We start from the raw sequence: 19,516 nt of genomic DNA on the forward strand, positions 1-19,516 counted from the left end.
ATGGCGTCGGCAACGCCGGTTAAAGGCTCAAGCCACCACCACCCGGTTGCGCCCACCTTCCTTGGCCTGATACAGCGCCTTGTCCGCCGTAAACAGCAGTTGCTCAAGGCTTAAGTCCATTGCCGTCGTCCAGGTGCTGACGCCGATGCTCACGGTCATCGGCGCCTCGTCGCCGTCCATGCGGGGCAACTGCTCCACCGCCGCGCGGATGTGCTCGGCGATCTGGCGGGCGCCGGCGCTGTCGGTCTCGGCGAGGATCACCGAAAACTCTTCGCCGCCATAGCGGGCCACCAGATCCGCCGGGCGCCGCACGTTCGCGCTGACCACCCGGGCCAGCTCCTGCAACGCACGGTCTCCGGCCTGGTGCCCGTGGCGGTCGTTGAAGGCCTTGAAGCGGTCGGCGTCGATCATCAGCACCGACAGCGGCTTGCCCGAGCGCTGTGCGCGGAACCACTCGTGGCGCAGCGACTGGTCGAGCAGGCGCCGGTTGGCCACGCCGGTGAGGGCATCGGTGGCCGCCAGCTGCGCCAGCTCCCGTTCGGCCTGATGGCGCAGGCGCAGTTCCCGGGCCAGCAGCCAGGTCAGCCACAGCAGGCCGGCGCAGAGCACGCCGGTGGCGCCGCTGATCAGGATCGCCGTGCGTTGCCAGGCACCGAACACCGCATCGCTGGACAGGGCGACGATCACCGTCAGCGGCAGGTTGCCGACCCGGGAATAGGTGTACAGCCGCTGCCGCCGGTCCATGCTGGAAATGCTGTTGAAGCTGCCGTTGCCGCCGCTGTCGCCGAGGATCCGGATCACGTTGGGCCGGTTGGCGAAGCTCTTGCCGATGGAGTCGCTTTGCAGGTAAGGCTTCTGCGCCAGCAGCAGGCCGTCGCTGCTGATGATGTTCAGGGTGCTGTCGACGCCGATGTCGAGGCTGTTGAACAGCTGGTCGAAGTAATCGAGCTTCATCGACGCCACCGCCACGCCGATGAATTCGCCGGTGTCCGAGGACATGCGCCGGCTGAAGCTGATCCGCCATTGGTCGGCCTCCTCGCAGTCGCAGCGGGTCTTGAACGGACGGCTGATGAACAGGCCCGCGTCGCGGTTGAAGGCATGGGCCAGGAAGTAGTCGCGGTCGGCGAAGTTACCCGGTTTCGGCTCGACCCGGGAGGAGTCGGCCACCACCTCGCCGTGCTTGTCGAGCAGCAGGATGTCGCCCTTGAAGCGCGCAGCGGTGGAGCGGTCGAACAGCGCCATGTGGCGGATCTGCGGCGACACGTGCTTGAGGTCCTCGCGCTGGGCCGCGGCGATCAGGCCTTGCAGGGTCAGGTCGTACAGCTCGACGGTGCGCAGCACATCGGCGTCGATCAGTTGGGCGATGGTGGTGGCGCTGCGGGTGGCCGATTCCTGGGCGTTGGCGTGCTCGCGGATCAGCAGGAAGGTGACGATGCACACGATCGCGACGACGGTCAGCAGGCTGCCGAGAATCAGCAGCGGCACGGAACGTCCGGTCTTGCCCGAAGCAGGTGGGGTGCGGCTTGCGATCATGGTGGGCGTTCGGTTGAGAGGCTTGTATAAGCGTAGTTGTTTGCCTGCCGGTACAACGGATCCCTGTGGGAGCGGGCTTGCCCGCGAAGAGGGCGTGTCAATTGGCGCATCGGTCGCCTGACACACCGCATTCGCGGGCAAGCCCGCTCACACAGGGATAGATGGCCCGCCTGAACCTTTGTGATCAGACAGGCCGTTTCACTGTAGCGCCGATCTTAGAAGACGTTGATCGGGTAGTCGATGATCACGCGGTATTCATCGGTGTCCGAGTCCAGCGCGCCGTAGCCGTTGCCGCCGCGGTTGGTCGCCCATTGCAGGCGCACCGCCAGGTCTTTGGCCTGGCCGCTCTGCACCACGTACTTGAGGTCGATGTCGCGTTCCCGGTGCTTGGCGTTGCGGCCCTCGGCGCTGTACCACGCGGCGTAGCCGGGGCTGTCCGGATCGGTCTTGGTCAGGTCCAGGGTGCCGCGCGAGTAGGACACCGCCGAGGTCAGGCCCGGCAGGCCGACGCCTGCGAAGTCGTAGGCGTACTTGAGCTTCCACGAGCGTTCGTTCGGGCCGTTGAAGTCCGAGTACTGCTGGGAGTTGTCCAGGTAGATGCTGTCGCCTTGGCTGATGTAGTCGAACGGCGTGTTGCCGTTGACCCGCTGGTAGGCGGCGGTGAGGCTGTGGCTGCCGATGCCGACCGTGAAGTGCACGCTCCAGGTGTTGTTGTCGATGTCGCCCAGCAGGGCCTCGCCGGTGTCCTGGGTGTGGTAGTAGTGCAGGCCGGGGTTGAGGCTGACCTGATCGTTCAGCGCCCAGGTGTAGTCCAGGTCGTAGTAGTACTGGTTCCAGATGTCCTTGAGTTCGGAGGCGTACAGGCTGCTGGTCAGGCCTTCGACGCCGCTCCAGGCCACGCCGGCCCAGTTCAGGTGACGGCTTTCGTCGCCGTCGGGGAGGCTGCCGTAGGAGGTGCCGATGCGCTTGTGCCCGCTCTGGTTGTAGGGCTTGGTGAAGCTGGCCTGGCCGCCTTCGATCAGCCAGCCGTCGAAGCTGCGGTTGGTCAGGCTCAGGCCGCGGAACGTCTGGGGCAGCATGCGGCTCTCGCCGCCGGCGATCACCGGGTTGGTGAGGAACAGGTCGCCGGCCTTGAGCTCGGTGTCGAACGCGCGCATTTTCAGGGTGCCGCCGGCCGTGGAGAACGAGCCCGGCGCTTTGCCGCTGCCGTCGCTCACCGGCAGGATGCTGGAGTTGTCGGTGCCGCCGCCGCCGTCGAGCTTCAGGCCAAGCATGGCGTGGGCGTCGACGCCGAAGCCGACGGTGCCCTCGGTGTAGCCGGACTCGAACTTGCCGAGCAAGCCCTGGCCCCACTCGATGTTGTCATCCGCCTGCTGCAGGCGGTTGCGGTTCATGTAGTAGTTGCGGGCGTTGAGGTTGAGGCTCGAACCTTCGATGAAGCCTGTCTTCTCGGGTTCGGCGGCATGGGCTGCCGGGGCAATCGTTGCGGCGACTGCAATGAACAGCGGGGTGAAACGGACTGGGTAACGCACGTGCGGTAAAGCTCCTTGGGTCAACGTTCCCTTCAATCGCTTGAGGGGCGGGATGTTTCTAATTGTTAAAGACGATCCGGACGGCCTTCAGACCACAACGAAAAAAGGCCGCTGAAATTCAGCGGCCTGGAAGGACGACGGTTGAACGGGAAGAGCCAAACAACCGCGTCGAGGGAAATCGGAGGAGGCGCGGCTCAGCTGTCTTTCTCAAGCGACGGCTGTGCCTGGGAAGTGGCGGCCTGCGGGGACTGCGCGGCGTTCTGGGCCTTGGCCATCATCTCTGCCTGATGCTGCTCGAAGGCCTGGGCGCGGGCGGCGTTGTGCGCCACGAACGACGGGGATTCTTCGGCCATCGCCAAAGGCGACAGGATCAATGAGGACAAAACGAACGCGCTGGCAATTCCCATACTGTTGGACATCTCGAAAACCTTCTTGCTTGGCAAGTGCTGTGTGGTTGCGGGCAAAGATAAGGTCGCCGGCCACCGGGAAACAGCGTGATTTTCATAAATGACTGTTACAGCGCAGGCAAAGATCCCGGGCGTCAGACCGGCAAGTGCATGCCGAAGGTATTCATTCCCCGGTCGCTTTGCACGAACACGTCGCCGCCGTGCATCAACGCGATCGCCTTGACGATGGCCAGCCCCAGGCCGTGGTTGTTGCCGCTGTTGCTGCGCGAGGCATCCACCCGGTAGAAGCGTTCGAACAGCCGCGGCAGGTGCTCGCCGGCGATCGGCGAGCCGGGGTTGGCCACGCCGATGCTGACCTGGTGGTCTTGCACCTCGATATGCACCTCGATCACCTGGCCCGGCGCCGTGTGCTGCACGGCATTGCTCAGCAGGTTGATCAGCGCCCGGCGCAGGTGGGCGATTTCGATCCGCACCTGGGCATCACCGCTGACCTGCACCTGCACCTGGGCGTCCTCGAGGATGAAGTCCAGGTATTCGAGGGTGGTGGCCACCTCGTCGGCCAGCGAGGTCTGCGTCAGTTTGGTGGCCTTGCTGCCCTGGTCGGCGCTGGCCAGGAACAGCATGTCGTTGATGATCGAACGCAGCCGTTCCAGCTCTTCGAGGTTGGATTGCAGCACTTCGAAGTAATGTTCCGCCGAGCGCCCGCGGGTGAGGGCGACCTGGGTCTGGCCGATCAGGTTGGTCAGCGGCGAGCGCAGTTCGTGGGCGACGTCGGCGTTGAACGACTCCAGCCGCGAATACGCCTGTTCGACCCGCTCAAGGGTCGAGTTGAACGAGCTGACGAACTGCGCCAGTTCCGGCGGCAGCGGCGACAGGCGCAAGCGCCCGGCCCGCAAGGGCGGCGCCAGCCGCTGAGCCTCCTGGGACAGTTTGATCAACGGCTTGAGGCCGATCCGCGCCACCCAGTAGCCCAGCGCCGAGGCCAGCAGCACGCCGACGGCCGCCAGGCTGACCAGGGCGATCAGCAAGCGGTGCTGGGTCTCGTGGAAGGTCTCGGTGTCGATGCCGATCATGAAGCGCAAGGGCGGGCGCTGATCCTTGGCCGGCAATTCGGTCAGCAGCACCTTCAGCGGGTAGGCGTGGCCGGGCAGCTGCAGGTCGCGCATGCCCAAGGGCCCTTGGGCGAAGGCGCGGATCAAGGCGTCCGGGCTGCCGTACTCATAACCCGGATCACCGCTGACCACCCAGAAGCGGATGCGCTTGTCCTCTTCGCCGAGCAGGTTGAGCTTGGCGTTGATCTTCACCCAGTGCTCGGGCGTGCCGAAGCGGTTGAGCGCCGACTCCAGCACGCTGTAGCGCGCGTCGAGCTCGGCTTCCGGCAAAAGGCCCAGGCCCTTGTCCACCTGCTGGTACAGCGCGCCGCCGATCAGCAGGAACACCAGCAGCGCCACCAGGGTGAACAGGCCGCTCAGGCGCAGGGCAATCGAGTTACTGGACACCGCGGCTCTCCAGCACATACCCCATGCCGCGGATGGTGTGCAGCAATTTCTCGTCGAACGGGCCGTCGAGCTTGGCCCGCAGGCGCTTGATCGCGACCTCGACGACGTTGGCGTCGCTGTCGAAATTGATGTCCCAGACCATCTCGGCGATGGCGGTCTTGGACAGGATCTCGCCCTGGCGCCGGGCCAGGACACTGAGCAGCGAGAACTCCTTGGCGGTCAGGTCCAGGCGGGTGCCGGCGCGGGTGGCCTTGCGGCTGATCAGGTCGATCCACAGGTCGGCGATGCTCACCTGCACCGGCTCGTGGCCGCCGCTGCGCCGGGTCAGGGCTTGCAGGCGCGCCACCAGCTCCAGGAACGAGAACGGCTTGCCGAGGTAATCGTCGGCGCCGTCGCGCAGGCCCTTGATCCGGTCCTCGACCCGTTCCCGGGCGGTGAGCATGATCACCGGCGTCTGCTTGCGTGCCCGCAGCGCGCGCAGCACGCCGAAGCCGTCCAGGCCCGGCAGCATGACGTCGAGCACGATCACCGCGTAGTCGCCTTCCAGCGCCAGGTGCAGGCCCTCGATGCCGTCGCGGGCCAGGTCCACGGTGTAGCCCTGTTCCGTCAGGCCGCGGTGCAGGTAGTCCGCGGTTTTTTCTTCGTCTTCGATAATCAGGACGCGCATGACCCTGCCTCAGTCTGTGGTCGCCAGCGCCGCGGCGGGCGCCGGTGCAGGTCGATGGAATAGCCGCTCGAGCCACAAGTATATGACCGGCGTGGTGAACAGCGTCAGGGCCTGGCTCACCAGCAGGCCGCCGACCACCGCGATGCCCAGCGGCTGGCGCAGCTCGGCGCCGGTGCCGTAGCCGAGCATCAGCGGCAGGGCGCCGAGCAGGGCGGCGAGGGTGGTCATCATGATGGGCCGGAACCGCGTCAGGCAGGCCTCGAAAATCGCCTCCTGCGGCGCCAGTCCGCGGTTGCGTTGGGCCTCCAGGGCAAAGTCGATCATCAGGATGCCGTTCTTCTTCACGATGCCGATCAGCAGCACCAGGCCGATCAGCGCCATGATCGAGAAGTCCTGGCCGCACAGCCACAGCATGATCACCGCACCGAGGCCCGCCGCCGGCAAGGTCGAGATGATCGTCAGCGGGTGCACGAAGCTCTCGTAGAGCACGCCCAGGATGATGTACACCGCCACCAGCGCCGCCAGGATCAGCCACGGCTGGCTCTTGAGCGAACTCTGGAACGCCTGGGCCGCGCCCTGGAAATTGCCGCTGATGGCCGTGGGCATGCCGATCTCGGCCTTGGCCTGGTTGAGCAGGATCACCGCATCGCCCAGGGCCACGCCGGGCGCCAGGTTGAACGACAGGTTGGCGGCCGGGAACATGCCGTCGTGGGCGATGGACAGCGGGCCGACCGTGGGCGGGTCGAACCGGGCCAGCGCCGACAGCGGCACCATTTCCCCGCTCAGCGGCGAGCGCAGGTAGAAGTAGTTGAGGCTTTCGGCCTTGCCGCGCTGTCGGGTGTCCAGCTCCAGAATCACGTTGTACTGGTTGACCTGGGTCTGGAACTCGTTGATCTGCCGCTGGCCGAAGGCGTCGTACAGCGCTTCGTCGACATCGCTGGCGGTCAGGCCGAATCGTGCGGCGGCGCTGCGGTCGATGCTGATGTGGGTGATGCTGCCGCCCAGCTGCAGGTCGTTGGAGATGTCGCGGAACGCCGGGTTGCTGCGCAGTTTCTCGGTCAGGCGCTGGGTCCAGGTGGCCAGGGTCGCACCGTCGTTGCTCTTGAGCACGTATTGGTACTGCGCACGGCTCGGGCCGGAGCTGAGGTTGATGTCTTGCCCGGCGCGCAGGTAGAGGACGATGCCCGGCACTTTCATCAGTTTGGGCCGGATCCGGTCGATGAACTGGCTGGCGCTGACGTCGCGGTCGCCGCGCTTCTTCAGGGCGATCCAGAAGCGGCCGTTGGCGATGGTCTGGTTGCTGCCGGAGACCCCGACCGAGTGGGAAAACGCCTGCACGGCAGGGTCGGCGGCGACGATTTCGGCCATGGCCAGGTGCTTTTTCACCATGTCGCCGTAGGAAATGTCCGCGGCCGCCTCGGTGGTGCCGAGGACGAAACCGGTGTCCTGCACCGGGAAGAAGCCCTTGGGGATGAAGATGTAGCCGCCGATGGCCAGCGCCAGGGACAGGCCGAACACGCCGAGCATCAGTTTCTGGTGGGCCAGGGCATGGCGCAGGCCTTTTTCGTACCCGGCCAGCAGGCGTTCGCTGAAGCCCGGCTTGTCGTGGGCGTGGTGCGTGGGCCGGCGCATGAACAGGGCCGCGAGGGTCGGCGCCAGGGTCAGCGACACCAGCACCGAAATCATGATGGTCGAAGTGGCGGTCAGGGCGAATTCCTTGAACAGCCGGCCGACCACGCCGCCCATGAACAGCAGCGGAATGAACGCCGCCACCAGGGAGAAACTGATCGACACCACGGTGAAGCCGATCTCGCCGGCCCCTTTGATCGCGGCCTCGCGCATGTCGTCGCCGGCCTCCAGGTGACGGTGGATGTTCTCCACCACCACAATCGCGTCGTCCACCACAAACCCCACGGCCACCACGATCGCCACCAGGGTCAGGTTGTTCAGGCTGAAGCCCAGCAGGTACATCAGGGCGAAACTGGCGGTCAGCGACACGCCGAGCACCGCCGACACGATCAGCGTCGCCGACAGTTGGCGCAAGAACAGCGCCATCACCGCCACCACCAGCAGAATCGCGATCATCAGCGTGATCTCGACCTCATGCAGCGAGGCGCGGATGGTCTGGGTGCGGTCGATCAGCACCTTGACCTGCACCGAGGCCGGCAGCATGGCCTCCAGGGCGGGGAGGGCCGCCTGGATCCGGTCCACCGTCTCGACGATGTTGGCCCCCGGCTGGCGGGAGATCACCAGGTTCACCCCCGGCTGGTCGCCGGCCCAGGCCTGCACGTAGGCATCTTCCGAACCGTTGACGACTTTGGCGACATCCTTGAGGTGAACCGGGGCGCCGTCCTTGTAGGAAACGATGAGCTGGCTGTACTCCTCGGGATGGAACAGCTGATCGTTGGTCGACAGCGTGGAAATGCTCGACTCGCCGTACAGCGCACCCTTGGCCAGGTTGAGGCTGGTCTGCTGGATCGCCAGGCGGATGTCGGCCAGGGTCAGGCCGATGGCCGCCAGTTTGTCGGCGGACGCCTGCACGCGGATGGCCGGGCGCTGCTGGCCGGTGATGTTGATCTGGCCGACGCCGTCGATCTGGCTGATCTGGCGGGCCAGCAGGGTTTCCACCAGGTCGCTCAGTTCGGTGCCGGGCATCTGCGTCGAACTGACGCTGAGGATCAGCACCGGGCTGTCGGCCGGGTTGACCTTCTTCCAGGTCGGCAGCGTCGGCATGTCCTTGGGCAGTTTGCCGGCGGCGGTGTTGATCGCGGCCTGCACTTCCTGGGCGGCGGTGTCGATGCTCTTGTCGAGGGTGAACTGCAAGGTCAGCAGGCTGGAGCCCAAGGCACTGCTGGAGGTCATCTGGGTCATGCCGGGAATGGCGCTGAACTGCACCTCCAGCGGCGTGGCCACCGACGACGCCATGGTGTCGGGGCTGGCGCCGGGCAATTGCGCGGACACCTGGATCGTCGGAAATTCCGCTTCCGGCAGTGGGGCGATCGGCAAGCGCGGGAAGGCAATCGCCCCCACCAGCACCAGCGCGAACGTCAGGAGAATCGTCGCCACCGGGTGATCGATGCACCACCCGGACATCCCGCCGCGCACGCTCATGGCTTCGGCTCCGCTTGCACCACCTGCGCCGGTTCATTCATCACCTGCACGGTCGAGCCGGGCTTGAGCCGCGACTGGCCGTCGCTCACCAGGACGTCGCCGGCCTTCACGCCCTGGATGATGTCCTGGCCGCTGCCCTGATAGACCATCTGCACCTGCACGGCCTCGACCTTGTCGCCGTTGACCCGGTAAACGAAGTGTTGATCGAGCCCCCGCTGGACGACGGTGGGCGGCACCACCAGCGCGTCCTTGTCCAGGGCGGTCTGCACCTTCACCGTCACCAGCAGGCCGGGCCAGAGCTTCTGGCCGGGGTTGTCGAACTCGGCCTTGGCGCGGATGGTGCCGGTGTTGGCGTTGATCTGGTTGTCGATCAGGGTCAGGTGGCCTTCGCCCAACAAGTTGCCGGTCTCGCCGTCGGTGTCGGCGCCGATGTAGGCCTTGACCTGCGCATGCTGCGGGTCGGCGATCAGGCCTTGCAGGGTCGGCAGCATTTGCTGGGGCAGGGAGAACTCCACGGCGATCGGGTCGATCTGGGTGACGGTGAACAGGCCCTGGGTGTCGGTCATGCGCAGGAAGTTGCCTTCATCGACCGTGCGAATCCCGACGCGGCCGGTGACCGGGGAGCGGATCTGGGTGTAGGACAGTTGCACTTGCGCCGCATCAATCGACGCCTGATTGCCCTGGGCGGTGGCCTTCAGCTGGTTGACCAGCGCCTGTTGCTGGTCGTAGGTCTGCTTCGACACGCCGTCATCGACGCTGAGCAGCTTGTAGCGCTTGAGGTTGACCAGCGCCACCTGCAACTGCGCCTGGCTCTCGCCCAGTTGCGCGCGGGCCTGGTCGAGGCTGGCGCGGATCGAGCGGTCGTCGAGGGTGGCGAGCAGGTCGCCGGCCTTCACCAGTTGGCCTTCCTTGACCCAGAGCTTGGTGAGGATGCCGTCGATCTGCGGGCGCACCACCACGCTGTGCAGCGAGAGCACCGAGCCGATGCCGCTGGTGTAGCGCGGCACGTCCTGTTCGCTGACGCTGACGACCTGCACCGGGATGGCGGTGGGAGCCGCCAGTTTGGCCGGGGCGGGTTTGGCGATGTACCACAGGCCGGCGGCTGCCAGGGCGATCAGCAGGGTGGCGAGCAGGGTGGGTTTCTTCTGGATGTGCATGCGGTGGGCGCCGGGGGGACGGAGTTGGGGCAGGTTGTGTCTTTATAAACGGGTTTGGGGGTCGGGAGGGTGACGGCTGGCTGACGGCGCTGTCAGTTTCGGCCTCCTGGGTTTGGTTTTGGTTTTGGACTTGGCGGCCTTTGGGCCGACCAGGTTGTGGCTGGGGTGGGTACATATCCATTTCTGCGGTAACGGCGGCTTAGGGTTCCGCCCTTACGGCGGGTCACTTTTGGCAAACGCCCCAAAAGTAACCAAAAAGTCTGGCCCCGGCGTCCGGCCCCTCGCTGAGGCTCGGGGTTCCTTCGCTCCGGGATTCATCCGGGGGCATCGGCTACGGTTTGCTTCGCTGCACCTCCTTCCGATGTGTTTGGCTGCGCCAAACGGCGCTGCGCGCCTACCCCCGGATGAACCCCTCCACTCAGCCTTCCGAAGGGGCCGGCAGATCAAGATCAAAAGCGAGGCGAGCTGACACTCGGCCTTTTTGGAAGCACGCCACGGCGGCCTGACAGCCGACCAATTCCCCCCAGGCCACATCAATCCTTGTAGGAGCCAGCCTGCTGGCGATGACGGCCTGCCAGCCGACCAACTCCCCCCCAGACCACATCAAATCCTGTGGGAGCTGGCTTGCCAGCGCTGGCGGCCTGCCAGCCAACCAATTCCCCCCCAGACCACATCAATCCCTGTAGGAGCCAGCCTGCTGGCGATAGCGGCCTGCCAGCCGACCAACTCCCCCCAGGCCACATCAAACCCTGTGGGAGCTGGCTTGCCAGCGATGGCGGCCTGCCAGCCAACCAATTCCCCCCAGACCACATCAATCCCTGTGGGAGCTGCGGTGCGACGACTCGACTTGCCAGCGATGACGGCCTGACAGCCGACCAATCTCTACCAGCCCCCCCCGATCCCTCTGCGAAACCGGCTGCATTTCAGAACCGAAATGTTTAAAGGCTGTTGCAGATTTGCCGAACCCTCCCACAAGGTTTTCAGGTTGTCCGTCGGAAGCCCGCTCTCTAGTCTTTTCCCGTCGCTGGCCATTCAGCGACCGGGTGTGAGATCCCCGGCTACTCATTTGGATACTTGTGCGAGTCCCTCCATAATCGCCGCCGGCTTAGACTGTCGGCGATTGTTATGGCGGCTATGTGCGGGTGGACGAATGTCCTGCCGGGTTATCCATGACCGGTGATCTCACCCCGTACATAGCTGCCACCACTTCTTCGAGTGAGATCGGGAAATCGTGGCTTCAAGACTTTGAGGATTTGCTTCATGGACAAGCTGATACCCGACCCACCCTCAACAACCCCGCTCGCCGACGCCAGGCGCGCCGAAGACCAAGCCAGAAACGAGCAGGCCGTCAAACGCGCCCTCGATTTCTACCTCCACCCGGAACCCCACAAGCGCCGTCAGCCGAGTGCGATGTACACGGTCTGCCCCAACATCGGCAACGAAAGCCTGTTGGCCGATGCCTGCGAGTCCCTGGCGTCGGCCAGCATCCTGGTCAGCAATTTCGCCAATGAGCTCAGCGGCCCGCAACGCAGCACGGCGCTGGGCATCCAGCAGATCGTCATGCTCGCCGAGCTGGCGGTGAACCGGGCGTTGGACCGGGTGGTGCCGTTGGCGTGAGGCCGGGGCGTTCCGTCCATCGAACAGTCCCGACATGAGGCCGGCCGTTCTCTGTTCGGGGCTGTAAAGTGGTTGCGCGCAGGTATACTGCGCGCGTTCGCGGCTCTCTTCCGGAGCCGACATCCCGCCTCCCCGGAGCCACCATGACTGCCCCAACCGACGACGCCGTGACTGACGCCCCGGCCGTTCAACCTGACGCCAGCGAAACCCCGTCGGCCATCCCGGACTTCAAGTTTCCGTTCCGGCCCGGTGAGCTGGCCGCCGCCAAGGGTTCCAGCCAGCCGTGGTACAAGAACGGCGCCAAGAACGGCCACACCAAAGTCCCCGGCATGGCGCCGCCCGGCACTCGGCGGTCGATGGGCAAGCGTTGATCCGGCGCCGATGTGCGGCCATCGGCTGCGATTTTCCGTCGCAGTGATGGCTAATTGCTCAGATCCTGAGCCAGATCAACGTTTATCCAATGCGTGCGCTTAGAGTCAGCAGCCCTGCCGACTCTTTCCAATAAAACGAGCGCGCTCTCCATGAAGATCAATCTCCCGGTGACCGGGCGCAACGTCGATGTTGCGCCCGATGCGAACATTCTCTCGACCACCGATCTGAACAGCGCGATCACCTACGCCAACGACGACTTCATCAACATCTGCGGTTACAGCCGTGACGAGCTGTTGGGCGCGCCGCACAACCTGCTGCGCCATCCGGACATGCCGCCCCAGGCGTTCGCCCACATGTGGCAGACGCTCAAGCGCGGGCGTTCCTGGATGGGGCTGGTGAAGAACCGCTGCAAGAACGGTGATCATTACTGGGTCAGCGCCTATGTCACGCCGGTGACGCAGAACGGCGCGGCGGTGGAGTACCAGTCGGTGCGCACCCGGCCGGATGCGCGGCTGGTGGCGGCGGCGGAGCGGGCCTATGCGCGGTTGCGTGAAGGTCGCACGTCGCCTTGGGCGCGCCTGCCGGTGTTGGGGTTGCGGGGGCGGATCACGGCGCTGGCCAGTGCGTTGCTGGCGCTGGTGTTGGGCACCGAGGCGTGGCTGCGGCCGGAGTCGCTGTGGATCGATGCCGGGGCGTTCGTGGTCGGCAGCGCGGTTTGCGCCCTCGGCGTGGGCTGGCTGCTGCGGCCGCTGGAGCGCTTGACCGCGCGGGCGCAAACCATCGCCGACAACCCCTTGAGCCAGGGCATCTACACCGGCCGGCGGGACCAGTTCGGCCAGATCGAGTTTGCCTTGCAGATGCTGGAGGCCCAGGTCGGCGCGGTGGTCGGGCGGATCGGCGACGCTTCGCAGCGGCTGGCCGGGCACGCGGCGCAATTGGTCGATCACCTGCACAGCAGCCACACCAGCAGCCTGGCCCAGCAGGCGGAAACCGATCAGGTGGCGGCGGCGATCCATCAGATGGCGGCCAGCGTCGCCGAGGTGGCCAGCCATGCCCAGCAGGCCTCGGTGGCGGCGGACATGGCCGGCACGGAAACCCGTGAAGGGCATCTGCTGGTCGGCGAAAGCCGTAGCGCGGTGCTGCGCCTGGCCGAAGAGCTGGGCCGGGCGACCGAGGTGATCCATCAACTGGAAGGCCACAGCAGCGAGATTTCCGGGGTGCTGGAGGTGATCCGCAGCATCGCCGAGCAGACCAATCTGCTGGCGCTCAACGCCGCCATCGAAGCGGCGCGGGCCGGGGATGCCGGGCGCGGGTTCGCGGTGGTGGCCGACGAAGTGCGCGGGCTGGCCCAGCGCACCCAGCAATCGACCAACGAGATCCAGCGGATGATCAGCACGCTGCAGAACGGCGCCCGGGACGCGGTGCTGGCCATGCAGCAGAGCGGCGAGCATGTGGACAACAGCGTCGAACAGGCGAAGCGCGCGGCGCAGGCACTGGACGGCATCAGCGGGCGGGTGGGGCAGATCACCGAAATGAGCCTGCAGATCGCGGCGGCGGTGGAGGAGCAGAGCGCGGTGAGCGAGGACATCAACCGCAACATCGTCAGCATCCGCTCGGCCTGCGAGGTGACGGTGGACGAAGGGCGGCAGAGCCAGGCCAACTCGCAGGACGTGGCGGGGCTGGCGGGGGACCTGCGGTCGCTGGCGCGGGAATTCTGGGGGCGGCGCCAGCTCAGGGATTGAGGGTGTTCCGGCCGGCCTCATCGCCAGCAGGCTGGCTCCCGCAGGGGGCATGGGGGCACAAGATCTGTGAACGACCCGGCCCCTGTGGGAGCTAGCTTGCTGGCGATGAGGCCGCCAGCCCCGATGCAAGGTCCGGATCAAGCCGCCCGCAACGGAATGAAGGCATAGGTCAGCGCCGGCTCGGACGCCACTTGCGCTCCCGCCGCCCGCACTTGCCCGGCAATGTCTTCGCCGGAGACATGGAACTGCCATTCGCCGGGCGCCTCGGCCAGCGGTTGCGCCGTCACCTGGTCGATTACGCCGGCCAGCGCCGCCATGTCCGGCAGGTAGGCGGTGAAGCCGTCGCCCTTGAGCGCGGTGGTGCGGATGCCGAGCAGCCCGCAGACCGCCTCTTTGATCCGGATGTCGTCGCGGTCCGCCTGGCGCGACCGCTGGATCAGCTCCACCAGTTCACGGTCCGCCAGCTCCCCGCCGACGATCAGCTCCGGCCCCTGGGTCCAGGATTCCGGCGGGCAGTCCTTGGCGGCGGGGTCGAGCGGGATGTGCGGGTTGATCTCCGCCGGGTAGATGCGGCACACCAACGGGCGGCGTTCGTAGATGCGGCACAGCTTGTCTTCGTCAAGATTCCGGCAGGGGCCGACGTTGTAGGCGGCGAAGGTGATCGCCACGTGGGCCTGGGCCTCTGCGCTGCGCACCACGGCCGAACGGCGTTCGGCGTGCTCGCGCTGCTGCGCCGGCAAGCCCAGGCCGTTGCCGAGGAACGCCTCCACCAGCACGATCACCTGACCGCCGTCCGCCGCCCACATGCGGGTTTCGGCCAGGGTCAGGGGCACATGGTGGTCGGTGCAGCATTTGCCGCAGCCCACGCAGGAAAACGTCGTATTCATTGAGCGGCCAATCTTCGGTCAGGAGGTGGAACGGCGACGGAAAGCCGCCGGGCTAAGCCCCGGCGAAGCAAGTTGCACGCCATTCACCGACCCTTGGCGGTGGGTCGCACCGAGTCCCATTCGGTGACGTAGGCGCTTTTGGACTTTCTGTCGTACAGGCACAGCTCGGTGCCTTGTTGGCCTTTCATGTGTTTTTGCGGGTACTGGCCCTGCAACAACACGGCGGTGTAGCCGACCCGGTCGTCGAACGGCGCGGCGGTGCCGACGGGCTTGGGGGCTTTCAGGCCGCTGGCCTGGGTGCAGGCGGCGAGCACGGCCTTGTCGTGGGCGGCCCAGGCGTCGGGGCTGGAGGCCTGGGCCAGCGGGGCGAGGGCAGCGAGGCACAAGAGGGTGAGGGCTTTCATGGTTCGGCATCCTTGGGGGTGGGTGTCCAAGGTTCGAAGTATGCCTGATGGGTTGCGGTTGTCAGTGCTGGCCATTCGAGGGCACTGCCCTGTGGCGCCTTCATGGACGCCATCGCCGGCAGGCTCAGTCGGGCACGGGCTCGCGGCGGACCACGTACATCCCGGCGCTTTCGTACAGGCGTTGCGCCCGCAGGTTGTCTTCCAGCACCTTCAGGTCGACGAAGCCTTCCTGGCGCGCCTGAAACCTCTTGAACACCTCCAGCAGCAGCGCCCGGCCCAGGCCCCGGCCCTGAAGGCGGGGATGCACCACCAGGTTCTTCAGGTACGAACTGGTCCAGCACTGCGCCACGCCGACGATGCCTTCGGCGTCACTGGCGATCAGGCACAGCGTCGGGTCGTATTCCGGGTCGCTTTCGAACTGCTGTTGCCAGAGATCCAGCGCCGGCACCCGACCGCCGCCTTCGCGGTAGCCGAGTTCCATCAGGCGGTGCACCGCCGGCGCCAGTTCGGTGCGGTAGGTGGAAAGTCCGATCCCGTTCGGCCACTCGACGGGCGGCACGTCCTGGCCGAGGTCGCGCCGCATCAGGTAGCAGAAGGTCTCGGCCATCGGTCAATGGCCCTGGGCGGCGACGTACTTGGCCGCTTCGATCAGGCAATGGGTGAGTTCCGGCGAGGAGAACTTGGTCAGCACCCCGTTGGCCCCGGCCTGACGGGCCTTTTCGCTGTTCATCGCGCTGTCGAGCGAGGTGTGCAGCAGCACATAGAGGTGGGCGAAGTCCGGTGTCTCGCGCAGGGTGCGGGTGAAGGCGTAGCCGTCCATCTCCGACATTTCGATGTCCGAGACGATCAGGTTGATCTCCTGCGCCGTGCCTTGCAGGTCCAGCAGGCAGCCGATGGCTTCCTTGGCGCTGCGGGCGGTGTGGCATTCCAGGCCGAGGTTGCGCAGGGTGTGCACCGATTGCTGCAGCGCCACCTGGCTGTCGTCCACCACCAGGATGCGCGCGTTGCCCAGCACTTCGGCGTCTTCCATGCTCAGTTCGGTCGGGGTCAGGTCGATCTCCACCGGGGCGATGCCGTGGATGACCTTTTCGATGTCCAGCACCTGCACCAGCGTGCCGTCCACCGACGTGACGCCGGTGATGTAGGCGCGCGAGCCGCCGGAGCCGAAGGGCGGCGGTTTGATGTCGGTGGTCAGGCAGTGGACGATCTTGCTCACCGCCTGCACGTGCAGGCCCTGTTTCGAACGGCTGACGTCGGTGACGATCAGGCAGCCGCCGTTGGGATCCTCCAGCGGCCGCTCGCCGATGGCGCGGCTCAGGTCAATGACCGACAGCGAGGTCCCGCGCAGGGTGGCGATGCCTTTGACGTGGGGGTGCGACTCCGGCAGCTTGGTCAGCGGCGGGCAGGGGATGATTTCACTGACTTTCAGCAGGTTGATCGCCATCAGCTTGCCGCTGCGCAAGGTAAACAGCAGAAGCGAAAGTGAATCTGCGCGGGCTTTGTTGGAAGACATAAAAACCTTCTGTTGAAAAAGGTGAGCGGCGATCCGCGGATCGCCAGCAGGTATCGATGCCGGGTTATCGACTTGATGCCGGCAGGCTTTAGGGATTCTGGCGCCAATCGGACGGCGTGGCGGTCATTTCATCCCCAGCCTTTTGGCCAGCCGTCCCAGGTTCGCCCGGTCCAGCCCCAGCTCGCGGGCGGCGCTGGCCCAGTTGTCCCGGTGGCGTTCCAGGGCGGCGCCGATCAGTTGGCGCTGGTACTGCTCGGTGGCGCTGCGCAGATCTGCGGCCATCGGCGGTACGACGGCTGCGGCGGCGGGCGGCGCCAGGTTATCCACAACCTCGCGGGGCAAGTCGAGGTCCGCGGCATGCAAGGTGAGGATCTTCGGCCGCACCTTGCAGTTGCCCAGCGCCTTGAGCGCGCTGCGGCCGATCAGGTGTTCCAGTTCGCGCACGTTGCCCGGCCAAGTGTAGGCCAGCAGCGCCTCTTGGGCGTCGGCGCTCAGGCGCAGGCTGCCCAGGCCCATGCGCGAGCGGTTCTGCTCCAGGAAAAAACCGCTGAGCAGCAGCACGTCGCGGCCCCGGTCGCGCAGGGCCGGCACCCGCAAGGGGTACACGCTCAGGCGGTGGTAGAAGTCGGCGCGGTAGCGGCCGTTGCGCACTTCGTCGGCCAGGTCGCGGTTGGTGGCGGCGATCAGGCGCACGTCCACCTGGTGTTCCTTGTCCGAGCCCAGGCGCTGCAGCTGACCGCTTTGCAGCACCCGCAACAGCTTGGCCTGCACGGTCAGCGACAGTTCGCCGACTTCGTCGAGGAACAGTGTGCCGCCGTTGGCCAGTTCGAACTTGCCGCGCCGGTCGGCGGTGGCGCCGGTGAAGGCGCCGCGCACGTGGCCGAACAGTTCGCTTTCCACCAGGGTGTCCGGCAGGGCGGCGCAGTTGAGGCTGATGATCGGCTTGTCGGCCCGGGGCGAGGCGGCGTGGATCGCTTGGGCCACCAGTTCCTTGCCGACCCCGGTCTCGCCGGTGATCAGCACGGTCAGGTCGCTGCCGCCCACCAACTGGATCTCTTCCACCAGGCGTTTGTGGGCCTTGCCCTGGCCGATCATTTCCCGGTGCTGCTGGCCGCTGGCCTGGCGGTAGACCTCGGCGCGCTGGTGCTCGTCCTCGGCGCGCAGCGCCAGGCGTTCGATGCGTTCGGCGGCGTTCACCGTGGCCGAGGCCAGGCTGGCGAAGGCTTGCAGGGCGTCGAGTTCGATCGGCTCGAAGCGCTCGGGGTCGAGGGCGTCGAGGGTGATCAGGCCCCACAGCCGTTCATCGACGAACAGCGGGCAGCCGAGGCAGTCATGGACCTCCAGGTGGTCGGCCAGCCCGTCCACCAGGCCGTCGTAGGGGTCGGGCAGTTCGCTGTCGGCGGCGAAACGGGTCGGGCCGGCGCCCGCCAGCAGCACTTCGAAACGCGGGTGCTCGCTGACCTTGAAACGGCGCCCCAGGGTATCGGGGCTCAGGCCGTCCACCGCCAGCGGCACCAGGCAGTCGCCGTCCAGGCGCAACAGCGCGGCGGCGTCGCACGGCAGCAGCGCGCGCATGGCTTCGAGCAGGCGTCGGTAGCGCTCGCCTTCGGGCAGTTCGCGGGACAGGTCGGCGACGAGGGGCAACAGGGCGGTGAGCAGGGATTTGGCGGACATGGCGGTAGTCATTCGGACTCTGTGTAGTCGGCGTGACTATACGCGTGGATATGTCGATATGACTACGATATTCATAACTAACTGATTTTGTTGAATAAAAAACTTGGCATGAAAGCTGAAACGCTTAAGGCATTAATCAAGAGAGCCCAGGAGTCACCCTTATGCTTAGCGTTCAGGACCGTGCAATCATCAAATCCACCGTGCCGTTGCTGGAGAGCGGCGGCGAAGCGCTGATCACCCATTTCTACCGCATGATGCTGTCCGAATACCCTGAGGTGCGCCCGCTGTTCAACCAGGCCCACCAGGCCAGCGGCGACCAGCCCCGGGCCCTGGCCAACGGCGTGCTGATGTACGCCCGCCACATCGATCAGCTCGACCAGTTGGGCGATCTGGTGGCCAAGATCATCAACAAGCACGTGGCGTTGCAGATCCTGCCGGAGCACTACCCGATCGTCGGCAGCTGCCTGCTGCGCGCGATCTCCGAAGTGCTGGGCGACGAGATCGCGACGCCTGAGGTCATGAGCGCCTGGGGCGCGGCCTACGGCCAGCTCGCTGACATCCTGATCGGTGCCGAATCCGCCATCTACGACCAGAAGGAACAGGCGCCCGGCGGCTGGCGCGGGGCGCGAGAGTTCATCGTCGCGGCCAGGGTCGAGGAGAGCGCAGAAATCATTTCGTTCTACTTCGAGCCGGCGGACAAGGGCCCGATTCTTGCGGCCGAACCTGGCCAGTACATCGGCATGAAACTGATCCTCGACGGCGAAGAGATCCGCCGCAACTACTCGCTGTCGGCGCTGGCGAACAACGGCCAATACCGCATCAGCGTCAAGCGCGAGCCGGGCGGACGCGCCTCCAACCACCTGCATGACCAACTGCACGTCGGGGCCAGCATCCAACTGTTCCCGCCATCGGGCGAGTTCACCCTGACCGACAGCGACAAACCGCTGGTGCTGATCAGCGGCGGCGTCGGCATCACGCCGACCCTGGCGATGCTGGAGGCGGCGCTGGAGACCGAGCGTCCGGTGCACTTCATCCACTGCGCGCGCAACGGCGGTGTGCATGCGTTCCGTGACTGGGTCGACGGGCTGGCCGAGCGCCACCCGCAGCTCAAGCGCTTCTACTGCTATGCCGAGGACGACGGCGTGAGCCCGGCGGCGGACAAGGTCGGGCTGTTGAGCGAGGAGCAGCTGGGCCAATGGCTGCCGGCGCAGCGTGACGTGGACGCCTACTTCCTGGGGCCGAAGGGCTTCATGGCGGCCATCAAGCGCCACCTCAAGGCGCTGGGCGTGCCGGAGGCGCAGAGCCGTTTCGAGTTCTTCGGGCCGGCGGCTGCGCTGGAGTGATCTGAAACCGGGCGGTCTTCATCGCGGGCAAGCCCGCTCCCGCAGGATTTGTGTGCGA

The 19,516-nt window shown here is 66.1% G+C and carries 16 protein-coding genes and 1 pseudogene; 5 read left to right on the forward strand and 12 right to left on the reverse strand.

Features of this window, described 5'->3' with window-relative positions; translation table 11 throughout:
- Positions 1-27: 27 nt before the first annotated feature.
- The 7 genes from KVG96_RS02285 to KVG96_RS02315 form a co-directional block, all read right to left on the reverse strand.
- Positions 28-1,533, reverse strand: coding sequence for a sensor domain-containing diguanylate cyclase (locus KVG96_RS02285; protein ID WP_217890657.1), 1,506 nt, complete (start codon positions 1,531-1,533; stop codon positions 28-30).
- Positions 1,534-1,748: 215 nt separating this feature from the next.
- Entirely contained in the window at positions 1,749-3,065 is a 1,317-nt protein-coding gene (locus KVG96_RS02290; protein ID WP_217890658.1) for an OprD family porin, read from the reverse strand.
- A gap of 194 nt (positions 3,066-3,259) precedes the next feature.
- Positions 3,260-3,484 carry a hypothetical protein gene (locus KVG96_RS02295; protein WP_217890659.1) on the reverse strand — a complete coding sequence of 75 codons (225 nt, stop codon included), beginning with the start codon at positions 3,482-3,484 and terminating at the stop codon, positions 3,260-3,262.
- 122 nt (positions 3,485-3,606) lie between these two features.
- Positions 3,607-4,971, reverse strand: coding sequence for a heavy metal sensor histidine kinase (locus KVG96_RS02300; RefSeq protein WP_217890660.1), 1,365 nt, complete (start codon positions 4,969-4,971; stop codon positions 3,607-3,609).
- Positions 4,961-5,638, reverse strand: coding sequence for a heavy metal response regulator transcription factor (locus KVG96_RS02305; protein ID WP_085584871.1), 678 nt, complete (start codon positions 5,636-5,638; stop codon positions 4,961-4,963). The genes KVG96_RS02300 and KVG96_RS02305 overlap by 11 nt, the downstream gene beginning before the upstream one ends.
- Positions 5,639-5,647: 9 nt before the next feature.
- A complete protein-coding gene (locus KVG96_RS02310; protein ID WP_217890661.1) occupies positions 5,648-8,749 on the reverse strand; it encodes a multidrug efflux RND transporter permease subunit in 3,102 nt (1,033 codons plus the stop codon).
- Positions 8,746-9,906: an efflux RND transporter periplasmic adaptor subunit gene (locus tag KVG96_RS02315; protein WP_217890662.1), complete on the reverse strand. Its 1,161-nt coding sequence runs from the start codon at positions 9,904-9,906 to the stop codon at positions 8,746-8,748. The genes KVG96_RS02310 and KVG96_RS02315 overlap by 4 nt, the downstream gene beginning before the upstream one ends.
- Before the next feature lie 1,260 nt (positions 9,907-11,166).
- On the opposite strand from KVG96_RS02315, the gene KVG96_RS02320 reads away from it, so the two are divergent.
- The 4 genes and pseudogenes from KVG96_RS02320 to KVG96_RS02330 all read left to right on the forward strand — a co-directional run bounded on the left by KVG96_RS02320 (position 11,167) and on the right by KVG96_RS02330 (position 13,637).
- The gene (locus KVG96_RS02320; RefSeq protein WP_217890663.1) at positions 11,167-11,523 is read left to right on the forward strand and encodes a DUF6124 family protein; all 357 of its coding nucleotides are present in this window, start codon (positions 11,167-11,169) and stop codon (positions 11,521-11,523) included.
- Between the two features lie 143 nt (positions 11,524-11,666).
- Positions 11,667-11,894 carry a hypothetical protein gene (locus KVG96_RS02325; protein WP_217890664.1) on the forward strand — a complete coding sequence of 76 codons (228 nt, stop codon included), beginning with the start codon at positions 11,667-11,669 and terminating at the stop codon, positions 11,892-11,894.
- A 150-nt stretch (positions 11,895-12,044) separates the two neighbouring features.
- Positions 12,045-12,326, forward strand: a pseudogene (locus tag KVG96_RS27740) (PAS domain-containing protein); the annotation flags it as partial.
- Positions 12,327-12,533: 207 nt separating this feature from the next.
- Complete coding sequence (locus KVG96_RS02330) at positions 12,534-13,637, forward strand: methyl-accepting chemotaxis protein (RefSeq protein WP_437180497.1); 1,104 nt, start codon at positions 12,534-12,536, stop codon at positions 13,635-13,637.
- Positions 13,638-13,774: 137 nt separating this feature from the next.
- On the opposite strand, the gene KVG96_RS02335 is transcribed toward KVG96_RS02330, so the two are convergent.
- The 5 genes from KVG96_RS02335 to norR form a co-directional block, all read right to left on the reverse strand.
- On the reverse strand, positions 13,775-14,524 hold the full coding sequence (locus KVG96_RS02335; RefSeq protein WP_217890666.1) for a YkgJ family cysteine cluster protein: 750 nt from the start codon (positions 14,522-14,524) through the stop codon (positions 13,775-13,777).
- 83 nt (positions 14,525-14,607) lie between these two features.
- Positions 14,608-14,928: a hypothetical protein gene (locus KVG96_RS02340; protein WP_217890667.1), complete on the reverse strand. Its 321-nt coding sequence runs from the start codon at positions 14,926-14,928 to the stop codon at positions 14,608-14,610.
- 124 nt (positions 14,929-15,052) lie between these two features.
- Positions 15,053-15,535, reverse strand: coding sequence for a GNAT family N-acetyltransferase (locus KVG96_RS02345; protein ID WP_225927201.1), 483 nt, complete (start codon positions 15,533-15,535; stop codon positions 15,053-15,055).
- 3 nt (positions 15,536-15,538) lie between these two features.
- On the reverse strand, positions 15,539-16,441 hold the full coding sequence (locus tag KVG96_RS02350; protein WP_085584887.1) for a chemotaxis protein CheV: 903 nt from the start codon (positions 16,439-16,441) through the stop codon (positions 15,539-15,541).
- A 123-nt stretch (positions 16,442-16,564) separates the two neighbouring features.
- A complete protein-coding gene (norR, locus tag KVG96_RS02355) occupies positions 16,565-18,115 on the reverse strand; it encodes a nitric oxide reductase transcriptional regulator NorR (RefSeq protein WP_217890668.1) in 1,551 nt (516 codons plus the stop codon).
- Positions 18,116-18,276: 161 nt separating this feature from the next.
- Between norR and hmpA the strand changes: the two genes are divergently transcribed.
- Positions 18,277-19,458, forward strand: a complete 1,182-nt coding sequence (gene hmpA / locus KVG96_RS02360; RefSeq protein ID WP_217890669.1) for an NO-inducible flavohemoprotein — start codon at positions 18,277-18,279, stop codon at positions 19,456-19,458.
- The last annotated feature ends 58 nt before the right edge of the window (positions 19,459-19,516 follow it).

The sequence above is a fragment of the Pseudomonas ekonensis genome (genome assembly GCF_019145435.1).
GTDB lineage: Bacteria > Pseudomonadota > Gammaproteobacteria > Pseudomonadales > Pseudomonadaceae > Aquipseudomonas > Aquipseudomonas ekonensis.